This window comes from Streptomyces sp. NPDC002619, assembly GCF_042889305.1.
Taxonomy (GTDB): Bacteria; Actinomycetota; Actinomycetes; order Streptomycetales; family Streptomycetaceae; genus Streptomyces.
The window spans coordinates 1-22,097 of the sequence record NZ_JBIAQV010000062.1; the positions used below are offsets into that span (position 1 = coordinate 1).

The following is a 22,097-nucleotide window of genomic DNA, read 5'->3' on the forward strand; positions in this document are numbered from 1 at the left end:
GCAGTGAAACCCAAACTGCCCCTGCGGATACGGATGTACGTGTGCGAGCCCTGCGGACTGGTCATCGACAGGGACGAGAACGCGGCGCTCAACCTCGCCGCGCTGGTAGAGCGACACGTCGCCGGGAGTGGCCCGGAGACGCGAAACGGACGTGGAGCCGACCGTAAGACCCCGCCCAGCGGGGCAGGTGGCGTTGAAGCGTCTACCCCGCATCGATACCTCCCGGTATTGAGTGAGGCGGGGACCTTCACCCAGCAATGGGCGAATCACCGAGATTCATTGAAACTCGGTGAACGGCACTATCCCTGGCCGGTGTACAAAAAGGCCGGGGTGAGCGCCCACTACGGGTACACGAAGGGCGTTCCTGCCCTGGGAGCGGTGACCGTGCATGGGCGCACCGGTCCTCAGGTCGCCTTTGCCGGCATCCAGCTGATCGGCATGGCGCTGTCCGCTGTCGACGCGGTGCTGACCCAGTACGTCGAAGATCACGACATCGGTTTGGTCATCGGCTGCGGCGGAGACCTGGGACCGGATGGGCTCAACATGTACGTGCGAGCCACTAGAGCCGGGGACGGGGTGGTCAGCGAGGCCCGGTTCTGCGCACCGGACTGGGACGACCACGGCTGACGCCACACGATGGCTTGATCGCCTCAGGCGCAAGCACCACCACCGAACAACGGCGCACTGCGCGCGTCGCTCCGTGATGGCCTCAAGGCAACCCGTGCCGGATCACCGCGCCTTCGGCCTACGGCCCCGTACCAGCAGGACCACGGGCCCGGGCGGCGCCCGCCCCCGCGCCGGGACGCCGACAGGCCGGGAGTGTTGGCAGCAGCTCCTGCCATCAACCCGAATCCAGCTGTGGGTGATTCGTGCGGATGGCCTGCCGTGGAAGGGCTTGTCTGTTGTTCCTCTTGAGTGATGTCTTCTCCTCCACATGAACGTCCGGGTCGTGCTCTGGGTGCTGCCCGGACGGTGCCCTCACCGTGCGCACCCGGCCGGGCCGGCCCAGGGCCGGGGTTGCCGGCCGCGGGGTCGGCTGGGCACGGTGGAACGTCTGGGCCGATCCGGGGACTTCAGACAGGCCGGGTCGGGGGAGACTGGGAGCGTGCCTGTACTGTTTTCGCCGCCTGCTGTCGCCCCCGTCAGGCTGCTGGTGCCGCCGGTCCTGGAGAGCTGGGATGCGGCCGGCCATCCAAGTCAGCAGCGCCTTGGCGCCTATCTGGACTCCGTGGTGGCCCTGGCCCCTCAGGCCGTCGCCGAGGGCGGTGCCCCGTTGGCGCTGGTGCTGGATGTCGGCCTGGCTCGCGAGGTGGCGCTGACCCGCGGTGGCCGCGACCTGGACAATTACCTGTTCCCGCTGGCCCGCCGATTCGGGGCCGGCCGCTTCGATGCGTTCTTCGCCCGTAAACGGCACGCGACCCACTCCACGATTGCCATCGGACCGGCCGTGCTGCACAGCCCGGGCAACGCAGAACAAGCCGAGCCGCTTTTCTCCGTGCGGACGAGCATGTCCGCCACCTCTCCCGCCTGGAAGCAGACGCTCCATCGGGCCTGCCGTGCGGTGCAGAGCGAACCGATTCCCGGGGATGCGCTGCGGTTGGTGCTGTGCTTTGAGGTGTCCGGGCGGCGCAACTGGTCCACGCTGTGGAAGCCCGCGATCGACGCGCTGGGACCGCTGCTGGGAATGCCGGATCCCAGCTACCCCTTCCGTCCCCTTGATGATCGTGTCGTCGATCTTGCCCTGCACCGTGTCGTGGACGACACGCTGGGACACGACATCGTCGTCACCGTCTGGTGCAGCCCTGCCTGACACGGGGGAAGTCTTTGGCGTTCCACGAGCCGGGGGTATGAGGGCGTGGCGCACGGGACTTCAGCGGATCGCTTCGTCCACGAGCACATGCAGCAGGCCGACCACTGACCCGCCGGCGGTCGATCGTGCCGCGTATGTCCGCCAGGCCCACGGCGGCTGCGCAGCCCTGGCAGAGCGTCGACCGCTCAGCCAGGGGGCAAAGGCGTTGGCGGCTGTCGCCCGCCTGCACCGTCGGCACGCCTCCTCGCGGATCATGGCAGGGTGGGCGGCACGGGACGAACTGATGAGCACGCTGTCGGGCCTGCGACAGGCGCGGATCGGAGCGCATCGCGCGCCGCACAAGCCGTTGCTGGTGCTGTGGCTGCTGGGCCGGTTCGTCACCTCGGGGAGTACTGCGGTCACCTACGACGAAGCCGAAGGCCCCGTCAGCCGGCTGATCAACGACTTCGGTCCGGCGATGACCAACCCGTCACAGGCCAAGCAGCGTGCCGCGATGCCCTTCGTGCACCTGGAACGCATCCTGTGGGAGCTGCGTGACAGCGTCGGCCAGCCGATAGGTCCGACCGATCCGGATCGGGGAGCGTGGCTGCGCGCCCAAGGCGCCCATGGCCGTATGCACCCCGAGGTGGAGAGGCTGCTGGCCGACCCGGGCACCGTGGTGGCGGCTGCCGGGCTCCTGCTTCAGCAGCACTTCACCCCGGCTCTTCAAGCACCCATCTGTGACGCTGTCGGCCTTGAGTCGGCCAGCTGGTATACGCACGCGATCTCCGTCCCGGGGCCAAGACAGCGGCGAGCACGGCGGCCGGGTTTCGTGGAGGATGTCCTGCACGCCTACGCTTACGCGTGCGCCTTTTGCGGGTTCGATGGCGCCATCGGCCGCAATCCGGTGGGTTTGGAGGCCGCCCATGTGCGCTGGCACGCCAAGACGGGCCGGACGAAGTCAGCAACGGGCTGGCGTTGTGCTCCCTGCACCACACGCTCTTCGACCTCGGCGTGCTGGGACTCGGGCCGGACCTGCGGATCCAGGTCTCCCGCTGGTACGTAGCCCGAAGCACAACCGGGAGCGCAGGGAAGGCGAGCCAGCCGGCGCCGTCCTCGTCGGTGGCGACGTCGATGCCGAGGATCTCGCGGTGGCCGTCGGCGTTGACCCCGACGGCGATCAGTGCGTGGACGTTGATGATGCGGCGGCCCTCGCGGACCTTCTGGGTCAGCGCGTCCACCCAGACGAATGCGTAAGGCCCTTGGTCCAGGGGCCGGTTGTGGAATGCGGCGACCTGCTCGTCCAGGTGCTTCGCCATCGCACTGACCTGGGACTTCGACGGCCGGGTGACGCCGAGGGACTCGGCAAGCTTCTCGACCCGGCGAGTACTCATGCCGAGCAGGTAGGCGGTGGCCACGACCGAGACGAGGGCCTGCTCGGCCCGCCGGCGCCGTTCGAGAGGCCAGTGCGGGAAGTAACTGCCCTGCCGCAGCTTGGGGATGGCGAGTTCGACGGTCCCTGCGCGGGTGTCCCACTCGCGTGGGCGGTAGCCGTTGCGGTGGTTGACGCGTTCGTCGCTGACCTGGCCGTATTCGGCGCCGCAGAGGGCGTCGGCCTCGGCGGACATGAGCGCGTCGGCGAACGTCTTGACCATCGCGCGCAGCAGGTCGGGACTCGCAGCGGTGAGGTTGTCTTCCGCGAGGGCGTGCAGGGGCACACTGTCGGGTGAGGTCATCGTGCTGATCTCCTTCGAGCTTCGACATCTCGAAGATCAGCCGGTGGCCGTTCGTCTATGCGGCCTCACCCCGACGCTGGAGCAAACCCCCGGATCAGGTCGAACCCGTAGACCACTTCCCTGGACGCAACCGAGTCTCCACGAGCGTTGTCCCGCGGAAGCTGTCAGTCCTCGTTCATAGGATCATGGCATGTCTGATGCCTTCACCGTCCTGTGGACCCATGGCACCTGCCGTGCCCTGCGCAAGACGGGCCGCGTGGGCGAGCGGCCACCGGTCGGTCGTTTGTGTCCGCGTGTGTGCGGGGACCCTACCGTGTAGGGGGATTTGCACCAACTGGTGCCAATCGGAGTCCTCCTGATGGGACATCAGCGCCATGCCCGTATCCGTGAGCCTGCGTCAAGGCTTCCCCATAGCGCCCGCCCGTTCGCCAGGGGCGGTAACCGTCCGATGCATCTGACGCTGGAATCCCTCGATGACCTGAAGGGGGCGGCCAGGCTCGCGAGCTGGCTGGGACGCCCATCCGTCGATGAGGTCATGGTCCGCACTCCGTGGCTCGCCGCCGAGGAACAGGACCGATCGGCCAAGGCAATCCGCCGTCTGTTCAATGACTGTGGCTGTGCGGTGGGGATGGCGGCTTTCGCCATCGCCACAGCCGCAGTCCTCGTACTCCAACTCCCGCGGCACGGCTGGTCGTGGGCCCCGGTCGGGACGGCCCTCCTGGTCGGCGTCGGTGCGGCCGTCGTCGGCAAGCTGCTCGGCCTGGCGTGGAGTTGCCTGCGCCTCCGCGCCCTGCTGAGGCGCATGAGCGGGGCGTAACCGGCCGCGGGTGCGGCAGCGAGACCCTGCCGGTACGCCGGCCCGTGAGATCAGGAAGGACGATGTCCGATGGCTCTGGTCTGCACCGAGATAGCGGAATGGGTGGAGGAGCAGGTCTCCAAGCCCATCGAGGAGTGGGAGGAGCGCCAGGAGAAGAAGTGCAAGAAGTACCACTGGTACGACCCGCGGAGCTGGTTCTGCTGGTTCGTCACCTACCTGGTGAAGGTCGTACGGTGGGTGGTGGTCACCGTCGGCAAATGGGTCACCCGAATCAACTGCGAGATCATCACCACCCTCCTCGACATCGTCCGGGACGTCCTGGGCGGTCTGTGGGACGTCATCGTCGGCATCTTCACCCTCGACTGGCGTCGCATCCTGGACGGTCTGTTCCGCATCGGCATCGGCGTCGTCCTGGGAGCCCTCCGGCTCGTTCGCGCGCCCTTCGGCGAGACCATCGGCTTCATCATCGACGAGATCAACGAGACACGGCTGAAGAAGCACGTCCGCGGGCTGTTGGAGGCGGCGTACACCGGCAGCACCCTCGCCGAGATCAAGGAGGCCATTCACCTCGACCACGGCGCGTTCGGGCTGCGGCTGAAGGCCACCGCCTTCCGCACCGTGCTGGACTCGGAGACACCCTCGCCGCGCGAGCCGGCCGTACCCAATCTCGTGGTACTGCACGAGCAGGGGCGCATCAACCTACGCGAGCTGTGCGGCTTTGAATTCAACGAGGGTTTCTGGAACCGCAAGCGCTACAAGACCCTGAAAAAGGGGGACGTGGTCGGTGGAGGCGGCTTGGGGGAGGTCGACAACCCGATCTCCGAGGACGAACTGGACACCTACCTCAGCTCCCGCGGAGCGCGGGGCCCCGCCTTCATCGTCCTGCCCATGCGCGACGGTGCCCTCGACACGAAGGCCACCACGGCCGAGGAGAAGGGCCGCGAGCTGGCGCTGATGCTCAGCTTCGACCGGACCACCGTCCCGGTGACCAAGGCACCCCACATCGTCCACGACGGCTACGACAAGGCGGACGCGGAGGGCTCACTGAGCACGTTTCTCATCGAGGTCATCGGCCGAACCGACAAGACGGCCGACGACACCGCGGCGCGGGCCGAGCTCTGCCACCCCGTCGTCGTCGGCGTCTTCCGGTACACGGATAAGCTGAGGGGACTGACCAGCAATCTGCGCCAAAGCGCCTGCGGCCTGAGCGGGCACAAGACCTCCGGCGCGACCTTCATCGACAACACCCCGGACGAGGTCTGGAAGTACGTGCCGATCCACGAACTCGGCCACTACTTCGGCCTGTGCCACGTCGACGGCCTGGACCGGATCATGTTTTCGACCAGACAGAACACCTGGTGGCGCGCTTGGCTCCTGCCCCGCCTGGCCTGGAGTGCCTTCCTGCGGGGTGAACCCTCGTTCGTCCTTGACGAGGCGAAGGCCGCCTGGGACTACATCGTCGCGAACTTCAACGCCGAGTGCCTCGGGGCCCGTTCGCAACGTCCACCGATCGGCTGAGGGAGGCACGGGGCGCAATCCGCACTGTTCGGTCCCGCGTTCTGCCAGAGCAGCCATCTGAACCGTTCCGGGTTCGAGGCTTTCCGGTAGTCCTCGCCGAAAAACCAACGGAGTAACCCCCCACCTGCGGTGATGCCCGCTACGCCGGACGTGCTGGTTGCGATGGAGCGCCGGGTGGTGCTGTAGGAGCGGGCCGGGCAACTGCGCAAGGAGTTGGCCGAGACCGAGGCGGAGGTGGGCCGGTTGGAGGCGGCCGAGGTGGTCTACCGCCAGTGCCTGGCGGACCAAGAGGCCAGGCACCCCGACCAGCAGGACGGGGACGAGGCGCTGGAGGAGGTCACCGGCAGCAGCGGCGGCGTGGCCACGCCTGGGGCGGGCGGAGTCCTGCTGGTGCTGCACTGCCGGGTTTTCCACGTGATTGAGGGCAAGGCAGGAGAGGAATGAGCAATGCCTGCTCGAACCCGCACCACCACCTCCCGGGACGTCACCGCTGAGCTGGCCTTCCTGAGCCGGGCGCTCAAAGCGCCGGCGTTGCTGGAGGCTGCCGATCGGCTTGCCGAACGCGCCGCCGCCGAATCGTGGGCGCATCAGGAGTACCTGGCCGCCTGCCTGCAACGCGAGGTCGTCGTCCGCGAGGCCCACGGCGGCGAAGGCCGCATCCGCACAGCCCGCTTCCCGGCCCGCAAGACGCTGGAGGAGTTCGACTTCACCCACCTGCGCGGCCTGAAGCGGCAGGCGGTGGCCCACCTGGGAACCCTGGCCTTCATCACCAGCAGCCGCCGTCTTTCTGCGGGCCGCCCACCGGCAGCCCTGCATCGCATCGCCGCGGCGGCAGTGTTTGCAGATCCGGGTCGGTGCGTCGGCCAGTGGCGTTGCGGATCTGTCCCTTCAACGTTGCGAAGACGCGGCCGTACTGCTTGTCCTGTCAACAGACACCTCTTGGTGGCCCTGTTTTCCTCATACAGGTGAGGACGAGGGCGACCAGGCAGCGGCTCTCGACCCTGCCACGATTCACCCCAGTGCTCGACTCTTCGCGACACCACAGCGTATGTCCTCAAAGATTATGAAATGTAGGGGAAGAGCACCTACGGCTATCGGCAAGGACTCCGTGTACGGACGCCTCGTCCCGGACGGCCCGCATGTCTCCGTGTGGCGGTGGCCCCCTCCGGAAAGAGGCACGCATGCACGAGATGGAGCAGTACGAGCAATATGTCAGCGGGAGCCCTGAGGCTGAGCGGCTGATCTGCGAGCGGCTCGCACGCGACCTCCTGCGGGTGCAGCTCAAGGTGAAGGAGCGCAGCGGCTCCGCCGCCATTCAACGAACTTTCCACGCCAAGGCGGTCGTTGGTGTGGAGAACGCCAGACTGAGGTTCCACGACGATCTTCCTGACGCCTTGCAGACGGATTTCGCTAGGCCCGGAGCGGATTACCCGGTCACGGTCCGGCTGTCCAACGCGAGCGGGGTCCGTCAACTGTCGAGAACGAGATCCCAGTCATCTGGGTAATCTTCGACGACGAGGAGTTCAAGCTGATCAAGCTTTTTCAGCTCTACGCATACGGAGAGACCGGTCTGGTCGAGTTCCAGAACCCGGATTTCGCGGCGTACGCGCGTGCGTGCGGCGTCGACGGCTATCGCGTCGAGATGCTGGAGGAGTTCGAGGACGCATTTCGCGCGGCACTGACCTCCGGTCGGCCCACAGTCATCGACGCCAGAATCACGCGCTGGGCCGTCCCGCACTACAACCCCTCGCCCGACGGCCTGATCGACGCTCTCGTTGAGGCCGTCGAGGCGCGCTTCCGCGACTGATCGCACCCTGTTCGGACGCGGAGCACCGGAAACAGAGATGTGCGCAGGAACCAAGAGGAGCAGTTATGTCTGACGCCCGGAGCCATGACGAGGTCATCTATCCCAAACTGTGCCGTATCCTCTCAGACTCGCAGGGGGAACGGAACGCAGAGATCGCCTACGCGCTGGCGATATGCGCCGGTTATGCGTACGCAGAAGTAACGGGAGGTTCCGACAAGGACACCCTCAGGAAAAGACTTGCGCGCGTGGGGTTGCGCGACAACACCTGCAAGCCGATCGAACTGTCAGTGGACGCGATGTTCATCGACAGCACGGCTTTTGTGGTTCGAGCCTGCGAGGGAAAGGTGGCCATTCTGTGCTACCGAGGCACCGAGATAGCGGATCTCACCGATTGGCTGACCAACATCGATACGGAACCGGAGACGTATTCATTCCCGCAGGCTCCGGACCGGCAAAAATTGCGCGTCCACAGCGGGTTCTACCGCAGCACGCGAGCAACGTGGGACGACGTCATGGCGGAACTGGTGAGCATCGGGCCGGAGGTGCTGTACATCACGGGACACAGCCTGGGTGGAGCCATGGCTGCTATGGCAGCGGTGATGTTGAGCAAAGATCAGGACCCAAAGCACAGTCAGGTCCGGAAAGCTTTCAGGGCAGTGTACACCTATGGGCAGCCCATGATCGGCAATGTCGAGTTCGCCCGGATGTGTCAGGAAGATCTTTTTCTTGAGGGCAAGGTGATTCGACACGCTCATCGCAACGATATTGTGCCCCACCTTCCGCCTGCCGTGGCAGGACCGTTCGCTCACTTCGGGACTGAATTCCGCTATCTGAATGATCCGCCTGGGTTGGAGAGCCCGAGTAGGTGCTGGCGCCGCAACGTGCCCGCACGACAGGCGCGTATGACTGAATTTGCGCTCACTCCAATTGAGTTCGTAGGGCGGAGAATCCCCGTGGCCAGCACTCTGATCGCACGCTGGCGTCCGATCGGTGCAAAGATCCAAGCCGTCGCCGACCGTGTTGTTCGATTCGCTCGCCTTCCCTCATTCATTCAACCCTCATTCGTTTGTTACTCGATCGAGGATCATGCTCCACATCACTACATCGCAAAGCTGGCCACCCCGGGAGTGCTGAGCGAATTCGAGCGGGAACGGACTTCCACGTCCTGAGGTGGGCCAAGTACCGCAGACCTCCGTGCTGGGCGGGTCGCCGCGGTCCCAGGGCCCGAGGACCGCACGCGGCTCGCTCGCCCCCTGGCGGCGTTCGCGGCGCGTGGCCAGCAGCAGATCGAGGATCCGCTGTCTCTTGGTGGCGGCCTGCTGCCGCAGGGTGTCGGGCACTGGGCTGGGAGCCTGACCGTCTTACGACCCCTAACAAAGATGAGGCTTCTAGACCTCCAGGAATGACGGTGTGTCAGTTCTCGTTGATGCTGGCCGAAGGGGGTGCGAGCCAGTCGAGACGAGGAAGACCGCTGCCAGGCCGTGGGAGATCGATGACGAGTTGTGGGCGCGCATCGAGCCGCTGCTGCCGGTCGTCCCGCGTAATCCGCGACGTCCGGGTCGTAAGCGTCTGGATAGTCGCAAGGTGCTGTGCGGGATCCTGTTCGTGCTCTACACCGGGATCCGCTGGGAGTTTCTGCCCCAGGAGCTGGGCTTCGGCTCGGGGATGACCTGCTGGCGACAGCTGCGGGACTGGAACGAGGCCGGGGTCTGGCAGCGCCTGCACGAGCTGCTGCTCTCCGAGCTGCGGGCCGCAGACCTGCTGGACTTCTCCCGCGCAGCGGTTGACTCCAGCCACATCCGCGCGATGAAGGGCGGGCCGGCCACCGGTCCGTTCCCGGTGGACCGGGGCAAGGCCGGCAGCAAGTACCACCTGATCGTCGAGGCGCACGGCATCCCGCGCGCCGCGATCACCACCGGCGGCAACCGCAACGACGTCACCCAACTGATCCCGCTGATCCAGGCCGTCCCGCCGATCCGCGGCAAGCGCGGCAAGCCACTGCGCCGCCCCAAGCACCTGTACGCCGACCGCGGCTATGCCCACGAGGTCTACCGGGACAAGGTCCGCCGGTTCCAGATCACCCCGCACCTCGCCCGGCGCGGCACCGGGCACGGCTCCGGCCTGGGCGTGTACCGCTGGGTCGTGGAAGGAGCGATCGCGCTGCTGCACTGGTTCCGCCGCCTGCGCATCCGCTGGGAGATCCGCGACGACATCCACCACGCGTTCGTCACCCTCGGCTGCGCCGTCATCTGCTGGCGACGACTCCGCACCGCACTTTGTCGGGAGTAAGGGCAGGCGATGCGCCCCAGGGGATGGCCTGCTCGATGCGTCAGAACGTACTCACAGCAGTCGGGCCCGCGCAGCCTCACAGCCGGGATCTCAGCACGTCGACCTCACAGCCCGGCGCGGACGGGTCGAAGCCGTGCTCGACCAGCCAGCGAACCCCCAGCAGGCTTCGCAACGACCAACATGCGCGGATCACCTCGAGGTCGACGTCGGTGCCATAGCCGGCGACGACGTCGCCGAGGTGCTCCTCGTGTCCGAGCGTCAAGGTGGCGAGGTCGAACAAGGCATCACCCTGGCCCGCCTCGGACCAGTCGATGATGCCGGTGATCTCGTCGCCGTCGACGAACACGTGAGCGATCTGCAGGTCGCCGTGCGTGAACACCGGAGTCCACGGCCGGAGCGCGGCCTCCGCGACCTGGCGGTTGCGGGTGACCAGGTCGGGGGGAAGGACGCCGTTCGTCACGAGCCACTCGCACTCGCCGTCGAGATCCGCCGCCAACTCGTCGAGGCCCCGGCCGCCCCGACCGGGCCAGGGCGGCAACGGCGCGTCGTGCAACTTCCGGATGGCGGCACCCGCCATGGCCCACGCCGCCGGCGACGCGGCAGACGGCTCGCCGAGGCGGCCGAGCGGCGTCCCCGGGACCGCGGCGATCGCGAGCACGGGCGGCTTGCGCCACAGGACCTCCGGGGTCGGGACCGGCGCCAAGGCCATCGCCTCGACCTCGACGTCGATGCGCGCCTGATCGGCATCCACCTTCAGGAACACATCGCCGACGCGCAGGGTCGCGCGCTCGGAATGGGCGACGACGACCTTGACCTCATCCATGGCGACCAGTATCCCGGGATGACCGTCGACGTCGCCGGGTTTATCGCGTGCGATTGCGCGGCTGACCGCGTCCCGCTACCCGGCGGCCTCGTGCACGACACCGACCGCTGACCAGGTCAAGCCCACCACTTTTGTTAGGAGTCCTTAAGCTGCCGACCAACCAGTCGACGAGGGTCCGTAGTTGCGACAGCCCTATCCGATTTGCGAGCTGCGGAGGATGCCGTGAACCGTGAACTCGCCACTGAGCTGCGCTGCCGGGCTGAAGCTGATCAGATGGCCAGGCAACACTGGCTGGCCACGGGCGAGGCCGGAGACCTTCCGCAGATCGATGCCTCCAACACCGCATGGCTCAAAGCCATCACCACCGAGTACGGGTGGCCAGGGATTTCCCTCGTGGGCGAGCAGGGCGCCGAGGACGCATGGCTACTCGCCCAGCACGCCGATCGGGATGTGCCGTTCCAGAGGAAGGCCCTGAAACTGCTGCAGGGAGCAGTCTCCGTCGACGATGCTTGTCCTCGGCATCTCGCGTACCTGACCGACCGTGTCCTGGTTGCCGACGGCCAGCCCCAGCTGTACGGCACCCAGTACACCCACGACGCCGACGGCACGAGCCTGCGCCCCCAGCCGATTGCCGATCCCGAGCACCTCGACGAACGACGGGCAGCCATGGACCTGGAGCCCCACGCCGAGTACGACCAGCGCATGCGGGAATAGGAACCCGCGCACGCCAGCGCTCTCAACTCCGCGGCAGGAAGACGGCACCAGCGCATGCCAGAGCCCGGTAGGCCGGTGATGCGGCTGCAGTGACCGGCGTTCTGGCGTTGCCCAGGGCATCCTTCATCGGCGCTGGGGCGTTCGTGCGGTCCTTGATCGGCTGAACCGGATCAAGGGCGGCGGGGCTTCCGCCCCGCCGCGAGGGTTTCTCCCAAAAGGGAGTCGAAACAGTCATGCGGCAACCGGTATCACCGATCCTCCGCCGTAGCTGGTCCGTAGGAAGCGGCGGCCACGCTGGCGACACTCGCGCCGTAACGCAGACTACTGCGCGCTTGAACGCCATCAGCCGAGATTGTTGATCTTCGATAGGTGACGAGCACTAGCCCGCGGACGCCTGAGGGCGGCCTGTTGGTGTTTATGGACGTCGGCTACATCGACGTCGACTACTGGACGCGGCTCCTGGCGAGTTGCTCGACTGGAAATTGGCACGTCTACCCGGCCACGGGCACGCCGGTCGTCGGAGAGGCGGACGGCGGGGGATAGCTCGGGTGCAGAGAGGGGGACAGCGGCACCAGTGACACGCACAGCGAGGTCGGGAAGGTGGGCTCCTTGCGCTGCACGTCCCGGCAGCCTCCGGCCGAGGTCCGGACGATCGGCTCCCAGCCCGATTTCTTCGCCCGGAAGAACCAGCGGTCGCCCAGCCGGGATGAGCAGGCAGGGTCCGTCGAGTCGCTGCAGGCCGGTCCCGTACGCCAGGAGAAGTCCAGCACCAGCCACTTGCCGTCGCACTTCTCCGAGTCCCGGTACGTGTGCTCGGGCGCGTCGACGGCCATCAACGCCTGATCGTAGGAGTTGGCGGTGCAGCCGGTGGTCGGCGGTGTGCAGCCAAGCTTCCCGCACAACCGCAGCGCGGGCGGCTTGGCGCCATCGGCGGTGAAGCGCGTGTAGTTGTCGACGATCACGTCCCGGTCGCCCAGTGGTTCGGGCAGCCTGACCTTTGCCGTGGCCGTGCTCTCCTTGGTGCACCCGGAAGCCCTGTCCCCGGACGGCGAGGTGAAGGTGACCTGCACCCGCACGAGGTCTGTTATCGGGTCGGTGAGTACTGCCTTGAGCTCGCGCATGCACGCGTGTGCGCCACTGGGCACCTGCGTGTCGAGGAGCAGCGTGCGGCGGTCGCTGCTGAGATGGGCTCCGGTGACCGCGGACGGCTGCGCCGTGGTCCACGGGATCGGCTCGGTCGCCGCTGGCGCGTGTGACCTCCCGGCCCCCTGACCGGCCACCTGTGTCCCGCACGCACCGAGGAACAGCACGGCAACGGCGCAGAGCATGGCGGCCACGGCCGCTCGACGCGTTCTACCTGATCGCAAGAGCGCTCAATCCCCCGGCACGCACGGACGTTTCCGCAGGCCAATATAAGGGGCCGGGAAGGCTCCCCGGTTCGGTGGATGGGCTACCGGGCCGACGCTCTGTTGTAGGACCTGTCGTGCCGTGAAGGAGCAGGACGGGGGCTGCGCAGCGATGCGACAACCTGGCCCAGGCCAACATCCCGTGCGGGACCGACGAGGCGTACAAGGCGCCGGCGGCGCGATGCGCGTGCCCTATCGCGGACGCGGGGGAGGTTGTCCGCAGGGCGCAGCCAGCAGCGACCAGCCACCGCAGCCAAGTGCCTCATGTCCATGCGGCAGCGGCAGCGGCCGCGCCGTCCACACCACGCGACAGGCGGACGTGGCGCCGCATCACCTCCAGCCGGACGCCCGCGGCCACCGCGGCCGCGGCCTGGCTGCCCGGGGCTTGCTTGCCAGGAGACATCCCACACTCCCAGGTCAGGACGGTTGTTGCTGACCTTGAGGAAACCCGCCCACCCCGACCCGACCACCGACCACCGACCCCGACCACAGTGACGACAGGGATACGAAACCGGTGGTAGCCGCCATGGTCGGGCCCGACCACAAGCCCGACCATGGACCGGCGAAAGGCCACCTGACCAGGCCCACCCCGAGGCCGCAGACCGCGCGTGTCACCGGGCGGCCAGCCCACTGCGCACCGCCTGCGCAATGACGCCGCGCCCGCCCGTAGGAAGGCTGCGCACCTCGGAACCCGGATCTGCGCAGGGCACGAGCTGGAATGCTTATCAGCACCTCAGCACGCGACTGCGCAACCGTGCTCGGACGGTTGTGAAGTTCCCGACTTGTATTGGCCGTAGCGGAGCGCGGTCGGGTTGGCCGCTCGTAGCGTTCCGTAGGACGCTGGGTTGGATGGCTCGTGAGGTTCCTGCCGCCCGTTGGGGCTGGCCCGCTCGGGGCGTGCCGCCGGCCCGGTGTCCGGCCACGGTCTGACTCAACAGAGGCGTGTCCCGGCAGCGGTTCCGGAAGTCGGCGTGTCGGCCGTAGATGTCCTGTCGTCCGGCCGTGAGGAACGAACTTCCGTGATATTGCTCGGTGTTGACCCGCACAAGTCCACTCACACCGCTACCGCCGTCGACCAGCTGCTGCTGCCGGCCGAGCACCGCGTGCGGTGAGCTGCCCGCCGGGGTCAGTGCCCGTACTGGGTGTCCACCGCCTTCCGGTCCAGCGCTCCCTTGGCGGTGTGCGGCAGGGCGGCGACGAACTCGATCCGGTCAGGTATTTCGAAGGGGGCCAAGCGGCTGCGGCAGTACTGCAGGATCTCCTCGGCTCCGAGGCTTTCGCCCCGGGCCAGGACCACGGCGGCGCCCACCCGCTGACCGTAGGTCGCGTCGGGTATGGCGAAGACGGCGGCTTCCGCGACACCGGGGTACCCCGCGATGACGTCCTCGACGTGCTCGGGCGAGATCTTCTCGCCGCCGCGGTTGATGAGGTTTTTGATGCGCCCGGTGAGGAAGAGGTAGCCGTTTTCGTCCAGCGAGCCCAGGTCGCCGGTGCGGAACCACCCGGCGGTGAAGCTGTGTGCCGTCTCGGCCGGGTTGGCGAGGTAGCCGCGGGTCACCGTGGGGCCCTGCACCCACACCTCGCCCTCGGCGCCGACTGGGCACGGGTTCCCGTCCGGGTCCAGGACGCGAAGACTCACGCCGGTCGACACGCCGACCGACCCGTGCTTCAAGGGCCCGTTCTGCGGCAGCGGCTCGCTGGCCGCCTGGTGCGAGGACTCCGTCATCCCGTACGCCGACAGCAGCGGCGCGCGGAGGGTGTGCTCCAGCGCCCGCTGCGTGGCCAAGTTGAGGGGGGCGCTGCAGCTGCGGATGAACCTCAGGGGCGGCCCCTGAGGGCCCGGGTAGTCGGTCGCCGACCGTTTCAGAAGGACCTCATGGATGGTCGGGACCGCGGTGAACCATGTGGCGCCCGCCGCCCGCATGTCGTCCCAGAAGGTGTGCGCGGAGAACCGTCCCCGCTCGGGCAGCAGCACGCACCCGCCGGTCGCCAGGGAGGCCAGGAGCCCGGCGAACAGCCCGTGGCCGTGGAAGAGCGGCATCACGGCGACCGTCGCGTCAACGGGACCCAGCTCATAGGTGGCGCAGATGCCCCGCACGGAGGCGGCCACATTGGCGTGGGTCAGCGGCACCATCTTGGCCCGGTCGGTGGTTCCCGCGGTGAACAGCACCAGGGCGTCGTGGCTCGAGAGCTCGCCTGCCGCGCTCTGCGGTGGTGGCGTCGCGGGCGACCCGGTTTCGAGCGTGGCCGTCGCTGTCCCGGAAGGCGAGACGTCGACGTGCAGGGTCCAGGCCGGGACGTTGGCCGGTGCGACCAGCGCGGCGCCGGCCGCGGGTGGACCGACGAGGACCGCCCGGACGCCCAGTGCCTCGAGCCGGGGGGACACCTGTGACTCGGGGAGAGCGGGATCTATCGGAGCGACCACCAGTCCGGCCCGTGCCCCGCCCAGGAGCGCCGCCACGAACTCCACCGTGTTGGCGGAGACGAGGCCGATCGCATCGCCGGGGCGCAGCCCCGTGCCGCTGAGACGGGTGGCGACGTCGTCGGAAAGGGCGGCCAGGGTGGCGTAGGACACAGCCAGCCGGTCGCCGCCGACGACGAGTGCGCGAGCGTCGGGACGCTCACGCACGTGCCGTTCGAGGAGATCGCTGAGGCCAGTGATCTCCGGTGGACAGTATCGGTCGGGGTCGCACACGGATGCTGCGGCCGGAACGGCCATGACCGCACCTCCTCGCGCCAGTTTGTTGAACGGTCCCCAGCGAGACTGCGCGGGGCGTGAAGTGCCCGTCCAATACACGCTGGCGAACGATCGATAGCAATGGTCTATCAACCAAGCTCCATGCCACGGTGGCGTGCGTCGATGGATGCTGTTTATCGGTTGGTCGCCGATAGGTCTTGGACGTGGGGAGGCGTGCTGCGGAAGGTGAGACGACAAGCCGAACAGGCATGACTTGCCCACGGAGGACCTCGGACCATGACCGCCACCTCGACACTGGAGAGCGCGGCGAACGCCGACGTACCGGCCGAGCTCACCGACGGGTACCACCTGGTCGTCGACGCGCTCAAGCTGAACGACGTCGACACCATCTACGGGGTGGTCGGCATTCCGATCGCCGACCTGGCCCGCCTTGCGCAGCGCAGGGCATCCGCTACATCGGCTTCCGTCACGAGAGCAACGCCGGACACGCGGCGGCGGTGGCCGGCTACCTCACCAAGAAGCCGGGTATCTGCCTGACGGTATCCGCGCCGGGCTTCCCCAACGGGCTGGTCGCGCTGGCGAACGCCACCACGAACTGCTTCCCGATGGTGCAGATCTCCGGCTCCAGCGAGCGGCACCTCGTCGACCTCAAGCACGGCGACTACGAGGAGATGGACCAGCTCGCCGCCGCGCAGCCGTTCTGCAAGGCCGCGTACCGGGTGAGCCGGGTGGAGGACGTCGGCCGCAGTATCGCCCGCGCGCTGCCCACCGCGATCTCCGGGCGCCCCGGTGGTGTCTAGCTCGACATCCCGGCCGCGGTGCTCGGCTCCATCAAGTGCTCGTCGTACTCGGCCGCCAACTCCTCGTAGTGCCCCCGCACGTCCCGCCGCTCCACGATCCCTCTCGTACCCCTCACCTGTGCCGTTTGTGCCACATAGGGCACAGTGCAGGCTATCGCGGGTACCTGCACGGCAACAGTCTGTAACCAGACGGTTGTTGGGCGTGATCAACTTGCCCCAGGCGGGTGCGAACATGCGGACATGGTGCGTGTAGGCGCAGGGGCGTGTGCGCAGCGCCCGCCTTGGCTGCGCACCCTGCGCACCGGGGTTGCCCGAGCGGTCGAATACGTCAGGACTGCGCACGCGCAGGACGTGGCTGCGCGATTTCCGGCCGGACGGGTTGCGCAGCGTGGTGACCTGCCGTGGTCGGCCCTGTGGTCGGGGTCTCGGCCGTCGTGGCCGGGGCTGTGGGGGCCGTGGTCGGGCCTGCGTAATGGCGCCGATTCGCCTGTGACGGGGTGTGCCTGAGTGGCTACGGTGGTGACCGTTGGTGATCACACAGGGGGATGGATGCGACCGACACGGAAGGCGCGCACGGTCCGGGCCGTGGGAATGGGCCTGTGCGGCGTTGTGCCGCTCGCGCTCGTACTCACCGGATGCGGCGGAAGTGGCAGCGGGACAGCGCCTGCGCAAGCTCCAGTGGCCTCACAGGCCCCCGCGACGTCGACCGGCCCTACGACAGCGACCGACCCGGACGCGGCAGACAAAGCGGCCGTGCTGGCCGCGTACGACCGGATGACGGCGAGCAGGCCAAGGCGTACCCACAAAGCGGCGGCAGTCGAGCACAGCGTTGCGCTTACGGGTGCGGTCACATGGCTGGGCGCTGGGATGAGTCGTGCCCGGAGTTGCCGCCCGCATCGCCGAGGGTTGTGCTGGAAGTGGCGGCATTTGCGCCACGTGTCGGTGCGCTTCCGAGGCCGCGGAGGGTCTCACCCGCCGGACCGGAAGGAGGGCGGCGATGAGCCGTGAACACTCTTTGGTCGACGCGGACTGGGCCGAGCAGCACCTGGACGACCCGCAGGTGGTATTCGCCGAGGTGGACGAGGACGTCAGCGCCTACGAACAGGGCCACATCCGCGGCGCGGTGAAGTTCGACTGGAAGATGGACCTGCAAGATCCCGTCCGCCGCGACTTCGTCGACCGCGAGCACTTCGAGGAGCTGCTGTCCAACCGCGGCATCGCGCCCGACCATACGGTGGTGCTCTACGGCGGCAACAACAACTGGTTCGCCGCGTACGCCTACTGGTACTTCAAGATCTACGGGCACGACCAGATGCGCCTCCTCGACGGCGGACGCAAGCTGTGGGAACTGCAGTCCCGGCCGCTGACCGACGAGGTGCCGCAGCGGCCCAGGACCGACTACACGGCCAAGGAACCGGACTTTTCGATCCGGGCCTTCCGTGACGAGGTGCTCGCCTCGATCGGGAGCAAAAACCTGATCGACGTCCGCTCTCCCCAGGAGTTCTCCGGAGAGCTGCTGGCCCCCGCCCACCTGCCGCAGGAAGCGGCCCAGCGCGGCGGGCACATCCCGACCGCCAGGAACGTGCCCTGGTCAAAGGCGGCCAACGACGACGGCACCTTCAAGTCCGACGAGGAACTGCGGGCGCTGTACCGTGACGTGGGCGTCGACTTCGACCAGGAGACCATCGCCTACTGCCGGATCGGCGAGCGCAGCGCCCACACCTGGTTCGTCTTCCACGAACTGCTCGACCATGCGAACGTCAAGAACTACGACGGCTCGTGGACCGAGTACGGCTCGATGGTCGGCGTCCCGATCGAGAAGTGACCGGAGCAGCAGCCTCACAGACGGTAAGCAACGGACCAGACGTGACCAGAACCCCAGCGGCGCCGACGGGTGGCCGACGCCAGGCAGCCGCTGTACCGGAGATCGACACCACCACCCGGACCGAGGTGGCCGGCCGCGTCGAGGCCGCCGACGGGCCGGTCGCGGGTGCCTGGGTCCGCCTGCTCGACCCGGCAGGGGAGTTCGTCGGCGAAGTGGTCACCGCCTCCTCGGGCACGTTCCGCTTCTACGTGACGCCAGGGCACTGGGTGCTGCGCGTGCTGTCGCCGCGCGGCGCCACAGAGCTGCCGGTGGAGGCGCAGCTCGGCCAGGTCACCGAGGCCCAGCTGCGCCTGTCGGCTCAGCTGCCCGAGGGCTTGGAGGTCATCCAGCTCGCCACGCTGAGCCTGGGCAACCGCAGCTACCTGATCACGGACGGATCGGTAGCGGTCGCGGTGGACCCCCAGCGCGACCTGGAGCGGATCACCGCCGTGCTCGACTCGCGGGCCTTGCGGCTCGACGCAGTCGTCGAGACCCACTTGCACAACGACTACGTCACGGGCGGTCTGGAACTGGCCCGCCGGTTCGATGCCGCCTATGCGGTGCCGGCCGGGCCGAAACTCGGCTTCGACGCGGTCCGGGTACGCGACGGCGACCAGCTTCCGGCCGGCGAGCTGCAGATCCAGGTGATCGGCACGCCGGGGCACACCGACCACCATGTCGCCTACGCCTTCGCACCCTCCGGCGGGACGCCACGGCTGGTATGCACAGGCGGTTCGCTGCTGTACGGCACCACCGGGCGCACCGACCTGATGGGTGCGGACCTGGCCGAGCCGCTGGCCCGCCGGCAGTACCGGTCAGCCCGCCACCTGGCCGAGGTACTGCCCGACGACACCGTGGTCCTGCCGACCCACGGATTCGGAAGCTTCTGCACGGCGACGACCGCCACCGCGGTCGAACGTTCCACCATCGGCCGCGAACGCGCCGCCAACCCCGTCTTCACCCTGGCCGAGGACGCCTTCGTCTCCAGCGCCCTGGCCGGTCTCGAGCCCTACCCCGCGTACTACCGCCACATGGCACCGATCAATGCCGCCGGACCCGTGCCCCTGACCTCCCTGACCGTGCCGCACACCGCCACTCCGTCCGAGCTGGCCGACCGCATCGCAGCCGGGGAGTGGGTGGTCGACGTCCGGCCGCGAGGCGACTTCGCCCACATCCATCTGCGGGGCACGGTGAACTTCGACGCCCGCGGATCGCTGGCCACCTACCTGGGCTGGCTGGTGCCGTTCGACGCTCCGCTCACGCTGCTGGCCGCCGACGCCGAGCAGCTCGAAGCCGCCCGGCACGGGCTGCTGCGGATCGGCTTCGACCACCCTGCGGCTGTCGCCGCCGGAAGCCCGCTGGAATGGGCAGGCCCACCCCGGCTGGCCTCCTACCCCCGATCGGACTTCACGACCCTGGCCACCGCCCGGGCCGGGCGGCCGGTGGAGGTCCTGGACGTCAGAAGCGGCAGCGAGTGGCGCTCCGGACACCTGCCCGGCGCCCGGCACGTTCCGCTCCCCGAAGTGCCCGGAGCCCTTTCCGCCCTGCCGGACACCGAAATCTGGGTGCACTGCCGCAGCGGCTTCAGAGCCGCGATCGCGGCTTCACTGCTTGCCGCCGCAGGACACCAGGTCGTCCTCGTCGACGACGCCTTCGAGCACGCAAGGCCCATGATGCAGGGGCAGTAGGGCCACCGCCCCCATGCAAGCCGCAGGCCATGCTCGGGCACGCCCGTCCCAGGCATCACCCCGGCACAGCTCCAGCGTCCGCGCCGTTCCTTGCTGTGGTGGGGTCACCGTGTGACGTCCAGCTCTGTGTACATGCCGGCCGCGTAGTGGCCGAGGAAGTTGCAGACCAGCTCGTAGCGGCCGGGCTGCACCGTCACCGTGCTCCAGGCCATCGCGCCGGGCGTGATGCCGTTCCCGGCTCCCGCACCGCAGCTGCGCGAAGCCTCACCCAGGCTCCCCGCCTCATTGACCTTCCCATCAGAACCGGTGGGGCGTTCGCCCGCGGCTTGACCCGCTGGCAGGGGCAGCACGACCACCTCGTGGGTGAGGGAGCCAACGTTGAGCACCCGCAGCGACACCACACCGGCCGGGACCGTACTCGGTGCGGCGCTTGGCCTCGATCCACCGGCGTGGTCTGAAGTGATCTTCTGATGGGTTTCCGAGCCGGTTTTGGGTTGGTTGGTGGGCATGGGCGTGCTGTATCCGTGGCATGGTCCGGCACTGGCGCGAGGAACGGGCGCCGGGCTGGCGCGGCAAGGCGCTGCTCAACGGCTTCGGTGCCCTGCTCACCGGCGTCTCGGCCGTCGTCTTCACGGCGAGCAAGTTCGCGGAGGGCGCCTGGCTGATCGTGATCACCCTGCCCGTCCTGGTGCTGACCTTCGAGACGGTGCACCGTGCCTACGCCCGGATCGGTCAGCGCCTGGGTCTGGGCCGCATCCCCGAGGCTCCGCACCGCGATCGCTCGGTCGTGATCGTGGCGGTCTCCTCGCTGTCCCGCCTGACCTCGGAGGCCCTGACGGCCGCAGCCTCGCTCGGCGACGAGGTCCGCGCGGTCACCGTCTGCTACCCCGACCCGGAGGATCGCGTCCAGATGCACGCCCTGGAGCGTGCGTGGGCAGAGTGGGACCCCGGTATGCCGCTGGTTCGGCTGACCTGCGAGCGCCGTTCCCTCGGCCGCCCCATCGCCGCGTACGTCCGTGAGGTCGGCGGCGGAGCCCGCCACCCGGGTCACCGTCCTGATACCGGAGACGGAGCCGGAGCGGCTGTGGCAGCGCCTGCTGCAGAATCAGCGGGGAGCCGTGGTGGTGCACGCGGTGCGGCGGGAGACCGACGCGGTGATCTGCCGGCTTCGGTTCCGGCTGTTCTGACGCCTTCCATGCCGGCTCGGAGCGGGACGCAGATGCAGTACATCGGTTGGGTCAAATGACTGTCGCCCGCGCAGCGGCCCGCGCCGGAGGCTGGTCGGGCCCCCACAAGGGGGGACCCTGTGGTCGCCTCCTGGAGGAGCACCCCCATGAGCCTCGTCAACGGCTTGCCCGCGCACGTCCTGTTCGTCCACTTCGTCGTCGTCATGGTCCCCCTGAGCGCGCTGGTGCTCGTGGTGGGCGCCGTCTGGCCGAAGGCGGCGCGGCGACTGGGGCTGGTCCTGCCCGTACTGGCGTTTGTCACCCTGGTGGCCGTGCCCGTGACGACGGAGGCCGGCGAGTGGCTGGAGCGGCACGTCGGCAGCGACCCGCTGGTGCGCCGGCATACCGCACTCGGCGACGGACTGCTGCCGTGGGCCGTCGGTCTGTTCGTGCTGGCGATGGTCGTGTGGTGGACGACCCGCCGGACGCCGGTGCCGCAGGCCGGCTCCCCGGCGGTCGCCGGGACCCGCGGCCGCGGTATGGTGCGGATCGCCGCGGCCGTGCTGTCCGTCGTGGTGGCGGCCGGCGCCGTCGTCGACGTCTACCGCATCGGCGAGTCCGGCGCGAGGGCCGCCTGGCACGACGGCTACTCCAAGACCGCCACGGGTGGTGGCGGGGGCTGAGGCTCCGCCCGCTCACAGGCTCCTGATGAACGTCCGCACGGCGCCGCGGAATTCGGGGTCGTGGGCGAGGAGGACCGCGACGGCGACCAGGACGACGAACGTCAGAAGTGCGCCGAGCCCGTCCGGGCCCGGCTGCCGCCTCCGGTTCCCGGAGCGCCTGCGGGACTCGTTCCGGTACGCGTCGGCCCGCCCGGCGCCTATCCGCTGGTCTTCCCAGCTTTTCCACGATGCGGTTCCGGTCGGGCCCTGGCGGGCGGGGTGGGCAGAGGCTGTCAGACGGGTTCTGGTGGTCCGTGGAC

At 68.4% G+C, this 22,097-nt stretch carries 18 protein-coding genes and 5 pseudogenes; 17 read left to right on the forward strand and 6 right to left on the reverse strand.

Features of this window, described 5'->3' with window-relative positions; all coding sequences use genetic code 11:
- The 3 genes and pseudogenes from ACFYXB_RS41115 to ACFYXB_RS41125 form a co-directional block, all read left to right on the forward strand.
- Nucleotides 1-627, forward strand: a pseudogene (locus ACFYXB_RS41115) (hypothetical protein); the annotation flags it as partial.
- Between the two features lie 478 nt (nt 628-1,105).
- Nucleotides 1,106-1,810: a hypothetical protein gene (locus tag ACFYXB_RS41120; protein ID WP_389590246.1), complete on the forward strand. Its 705-nt coding sequence runs from the start codon at nt 1,106-1,108 to the stop codon at nt 1,808-1,810.
- 253 nt (nt 1,811-2,063) lie between these two features.
- A pseudogene (locus tag ACFYXB_RS41125) lies at nt 2,064-2,878 on the forward strand (phosphorothioated DNA-binding restriction endonuclease); the annotation flags it as partial.
- Nucleotides 2,879-2,880: 2 nt separating this feature from the next.
- Here the strand turns inward: ACFYXB_RS41125 and ACFYXB_RS41130 are convergent.
- A pseudogene (locus tag ACFYXB_RS41130) lies at nt 2,881-3,525 on the reverse strand (transposase); the annotation flags it as partial.
- Between the two features lie 448 nt (nt 3,526-3,973).
- On the opposite strand from ACFYXB_RS41130, the gene ACFYXB_RS41135 reads away from it, so the two are divergent.
- The 8 genes from ACFYXB_RS41135 to ACFYXB_RS41170 all read left to right on the forward strand — a co-directional run bounded on the left by ACFYXB_RS41135 (nt 3,974) and on the right by ACFYXB_RS41170 (nt 9,956).
- Nucleotides 3,974-4,342, forward strand: a complete 369-nt coding sequence (locus ACFYXB_RS41135) for a hypothetical protein (protein WP_389590248.1) — start codon at nt 3,974-3,976, stop codon at nt 4,340-4,342.
- A 69-nt stretch (nt 4,343-4,411) separates the two neighbouring features.
- Nucleotides 4,412-5,860 carry a hypothetical protein gene (locus ACFYXB_RS41140; protein ID WP_389590249.1) on the forward strand — a complete coding sequence of 483 codons (1,449 nt, stop codon included), beginning with the start codon at nt 4,412-4,414 and terminating at the stop codon, nt 5,858-5,860.
- A gap of 213 nt (nt 5,861-6,073) precedes the next feature.
- Complete coding sequence (locus ACFYXB_RS41145) at nt 6,074-6,304, forward strand: hypothetical protein (protein ID WP_389590251.1); 231 nt, start codon at nt 6,074-6,076, stop codon at nt 6,302-6,304.
- Between the two features lie 3 nt (nt 6,305-6,307).
- Nucleotides 6,308-6,829, forward strand: coding sequence for an ATP-binding protein (locus ACFYXB_RS41150; protein WP_389590253.1), 522 nt, complete (start codon nt 6,308-6,310; stop codon nt 6,827-6,829).
- A gap of 212 nt (nt 6,830-7,041) precedes the next feature.
- Nucleotides 7,042-7,365 (forward strand): hypothetical protein, encoded by a 324-nt coding sequence (locus ACFYXB_RS41155; RefSeq protein ID WP_389590255.1) that lies wholly within the window; start codon nt 7,042-7,044, stop codon nt 7,363-7,365.
- A gap of 26 nt (nt 7,366-7,391) precedes the next feature.
- Nucleotides 7,392-7,667 carry a thiamine pyrophosphate-dependent enzyme gene (locus tag ACFYXB_RS41160; RefSeq protein WP_389590286.1) on the forward strand — a complete coding sequence of 92 codons (276 nt, stop codon included), beginning with the start codon at nt 7,392-7,394 and terminating at the stop codon, nt 7,665-7,667.
- Between the two features lie 65 nt (nt 7,668-7,732).
- Nucleotides 7,733-8,836, forward strand: a complete 1,104-nt coding sequence (locus ACFYXB_RS41165) for a lipase family protein (RefSeq protein ID WP_389590257.1) — start codon at nt 7,733-7,735, stop codon at nt 8,834-8,836.
- Between the two features lie 319 nt (nt 8,837-9,155).
- Nucleotides 9,156-9,956, forward strand: coding sequence for an IS5 family transposase (locus ACFYXB_RS41170; RefSeq protein WP_389590288.1), 801 nt, complete (start codon nt 9,156-9,158; stop codon nt 9,954-9,956).
- Between the two features lie 76 nt (nt 9,957-10,032).
- Here ACFYXB_RS41170 and ACFYXB_RS41175 read toward each other — a convergent pair whose 3' ends face one another.
- Nucleotides 10,033-10,779, reverse strand: coding sequence for a phosphotransferase family protein (locus ACFYXB_RS41175; protein WP_389590259.1), 747 nt, complete (start codon nt 10,777-10,779; stop codon nt 10,033-10,035).
- A 222-nt stretch (nt 10,780-11,001) separates the two neighbouring features.
- Here ACFYXB_RS41175 and ACFYXB_RS41180 point away from each other — a divergent pair, with 222 nt between their 5' ends.
- On the forward strand, nt 11,002-11,493 hold the full coding sequence (locus ACFYXB_RS41180; protein WP_388508190.1) for a DUF6624 domain-containing protein: 492 nt from the start codon (nt 11,002-11,004) through the stop codon (nt 11,491-11,493).
- A 491-nt stretch (nt 11,494-11,984) separates the two neighbouring features.
- Here ACFYXB_RS41180 and ACFYXB_RS41185 read toward each other — a convergent pair whose 3' ends face one another.
- The 3 genes from ACFYXB_RS41185 to ACFYXB_RS41195 all read right to left on the reverse strand — a co-directional run bounded on the left by ACFYXB_RS41185 (nt 11,985) and on the right by ACFYXB_RS41195 (nt 15,618).
- Complete coding sequence (locus ACFYXB_RS41185) at nt 11,985-12,821, reverse strand: hypothetical protein (RefSeq protein WP_389590261.1); 837 nt, start codon at nt 12,819-12,821, stop codon at nt 11,985-11,987.
- Between the two features lie 340 nt (nt 12,822-13,161).
- Complete coding sequence (locus tag ACFYXB_RS41190) at nt 13,162-13,302, reverse strand: hypothetical protein (protein WP_388508198.1); 141 nt, start codon at nt 13,300-13,302, stop codon at nt 13,162-13,164.
- Nucleotides 13,303-14,025: 723 nt separating this feature from the next.
- The gene (locus ACFYXB_RS41195) at nt 14,026-15,618 is read right to left on the reverse strand and encodes a FadD7 family fatty acid--CoA ligase (protein ID WP_389590263.1); all 1,593 of its coding nucleotides are present in this window, start codon (nt 15,616-15,618) and stop codon (nt 14,026-14,028) included.
- A 255-nt stretch (nt 15,619-15,873) separates the two neighbouring features.
- On the opposite strand from ACFYXB_RS41195, the pseudogene ACFYXB_RS41200 reads away from it, so the two are divergent.
- The 3 genes and pseudogenes from ACFYXB_RS41200 to ACFYXB_RS41210 all read left to right on the forward strand — a co-directional run.
- Nucleotides 15,874-16,394, forward strand: a pseudogene (locus ACFYXB_RS41200) (thiamine pyrophosphate-binding protein); the annotation flags it as partial.
- Nucleotides 16,395-17,394: 1,000 nt separating this feature from the next.
- On the forward strand, nt 17,395-18,222 hold the full coding sequence (locus ACFYXB_RS41205; RefSeq protein ID WP_389590265.1) for a sulfurtransferase: 828 nt from the start codon (nt 17,395-17,397) through the stop codon (nt 18,220-18,222).
- A gap of 41 nt (nt 18,223-18,263) precedes the next feature.
- Nucleotides 18,264-19,949 carry a DUF1416 domain-containing protein gene (locus ACFYXB_RS41210; protein WP_389590266.1) on the forward strand — a complete coding sequence of 562 codons (1,686 nt, stop codon included), beginning with the start codon at nt 18,264-18,266 and terminating at the stop codon, nt 19,947-19,949.
- 104 nt (nt 19,950-20,053) lie between these two features.
- Here the strand turns inward: ACFYXB_RS41210 and ACFYXB_RS41215 are convergent, their stop codons facing one another.
- A complete protein-coding gene (locus ACFYXB_RS41215) occupies nt 20,054-20,458 on the reverse strand; it encodes a sulfocyanin-like copper-binding protein (protein ID WP_389590267.1) in 405 nt (134 codons plus the stop codon).
- 17 nt (nt 20,459-20,475) lie between these two features.
- On the opposite strand from ACFYXB_RS41215, the pseudogene ACFYXB_RS41220 reads away from it, so the two are divergent.
- Nucleotides 20,476-21,136 (forward strand): annotated as a pseudogene (locus ACFYXB_RS41220) (amino acid permease); the annotation flags it as partial.
- Nucleotides 21,137-21,282: 146 nt separating this feature from the next.
- Nucleotides 21,283-21,798, forward strand: a complete 516-nt coding sequence (locus tag ACFYXB_RS41225) for a DUF2231 domain-containing protein (protein WP_389590269.1) — start codon at nt 21,283-21,285, stop codon at nt 21,796-21,798.
- The last annotated feature ends 299 nt before the right edge of the window (nt 21,799-22,097 follow it).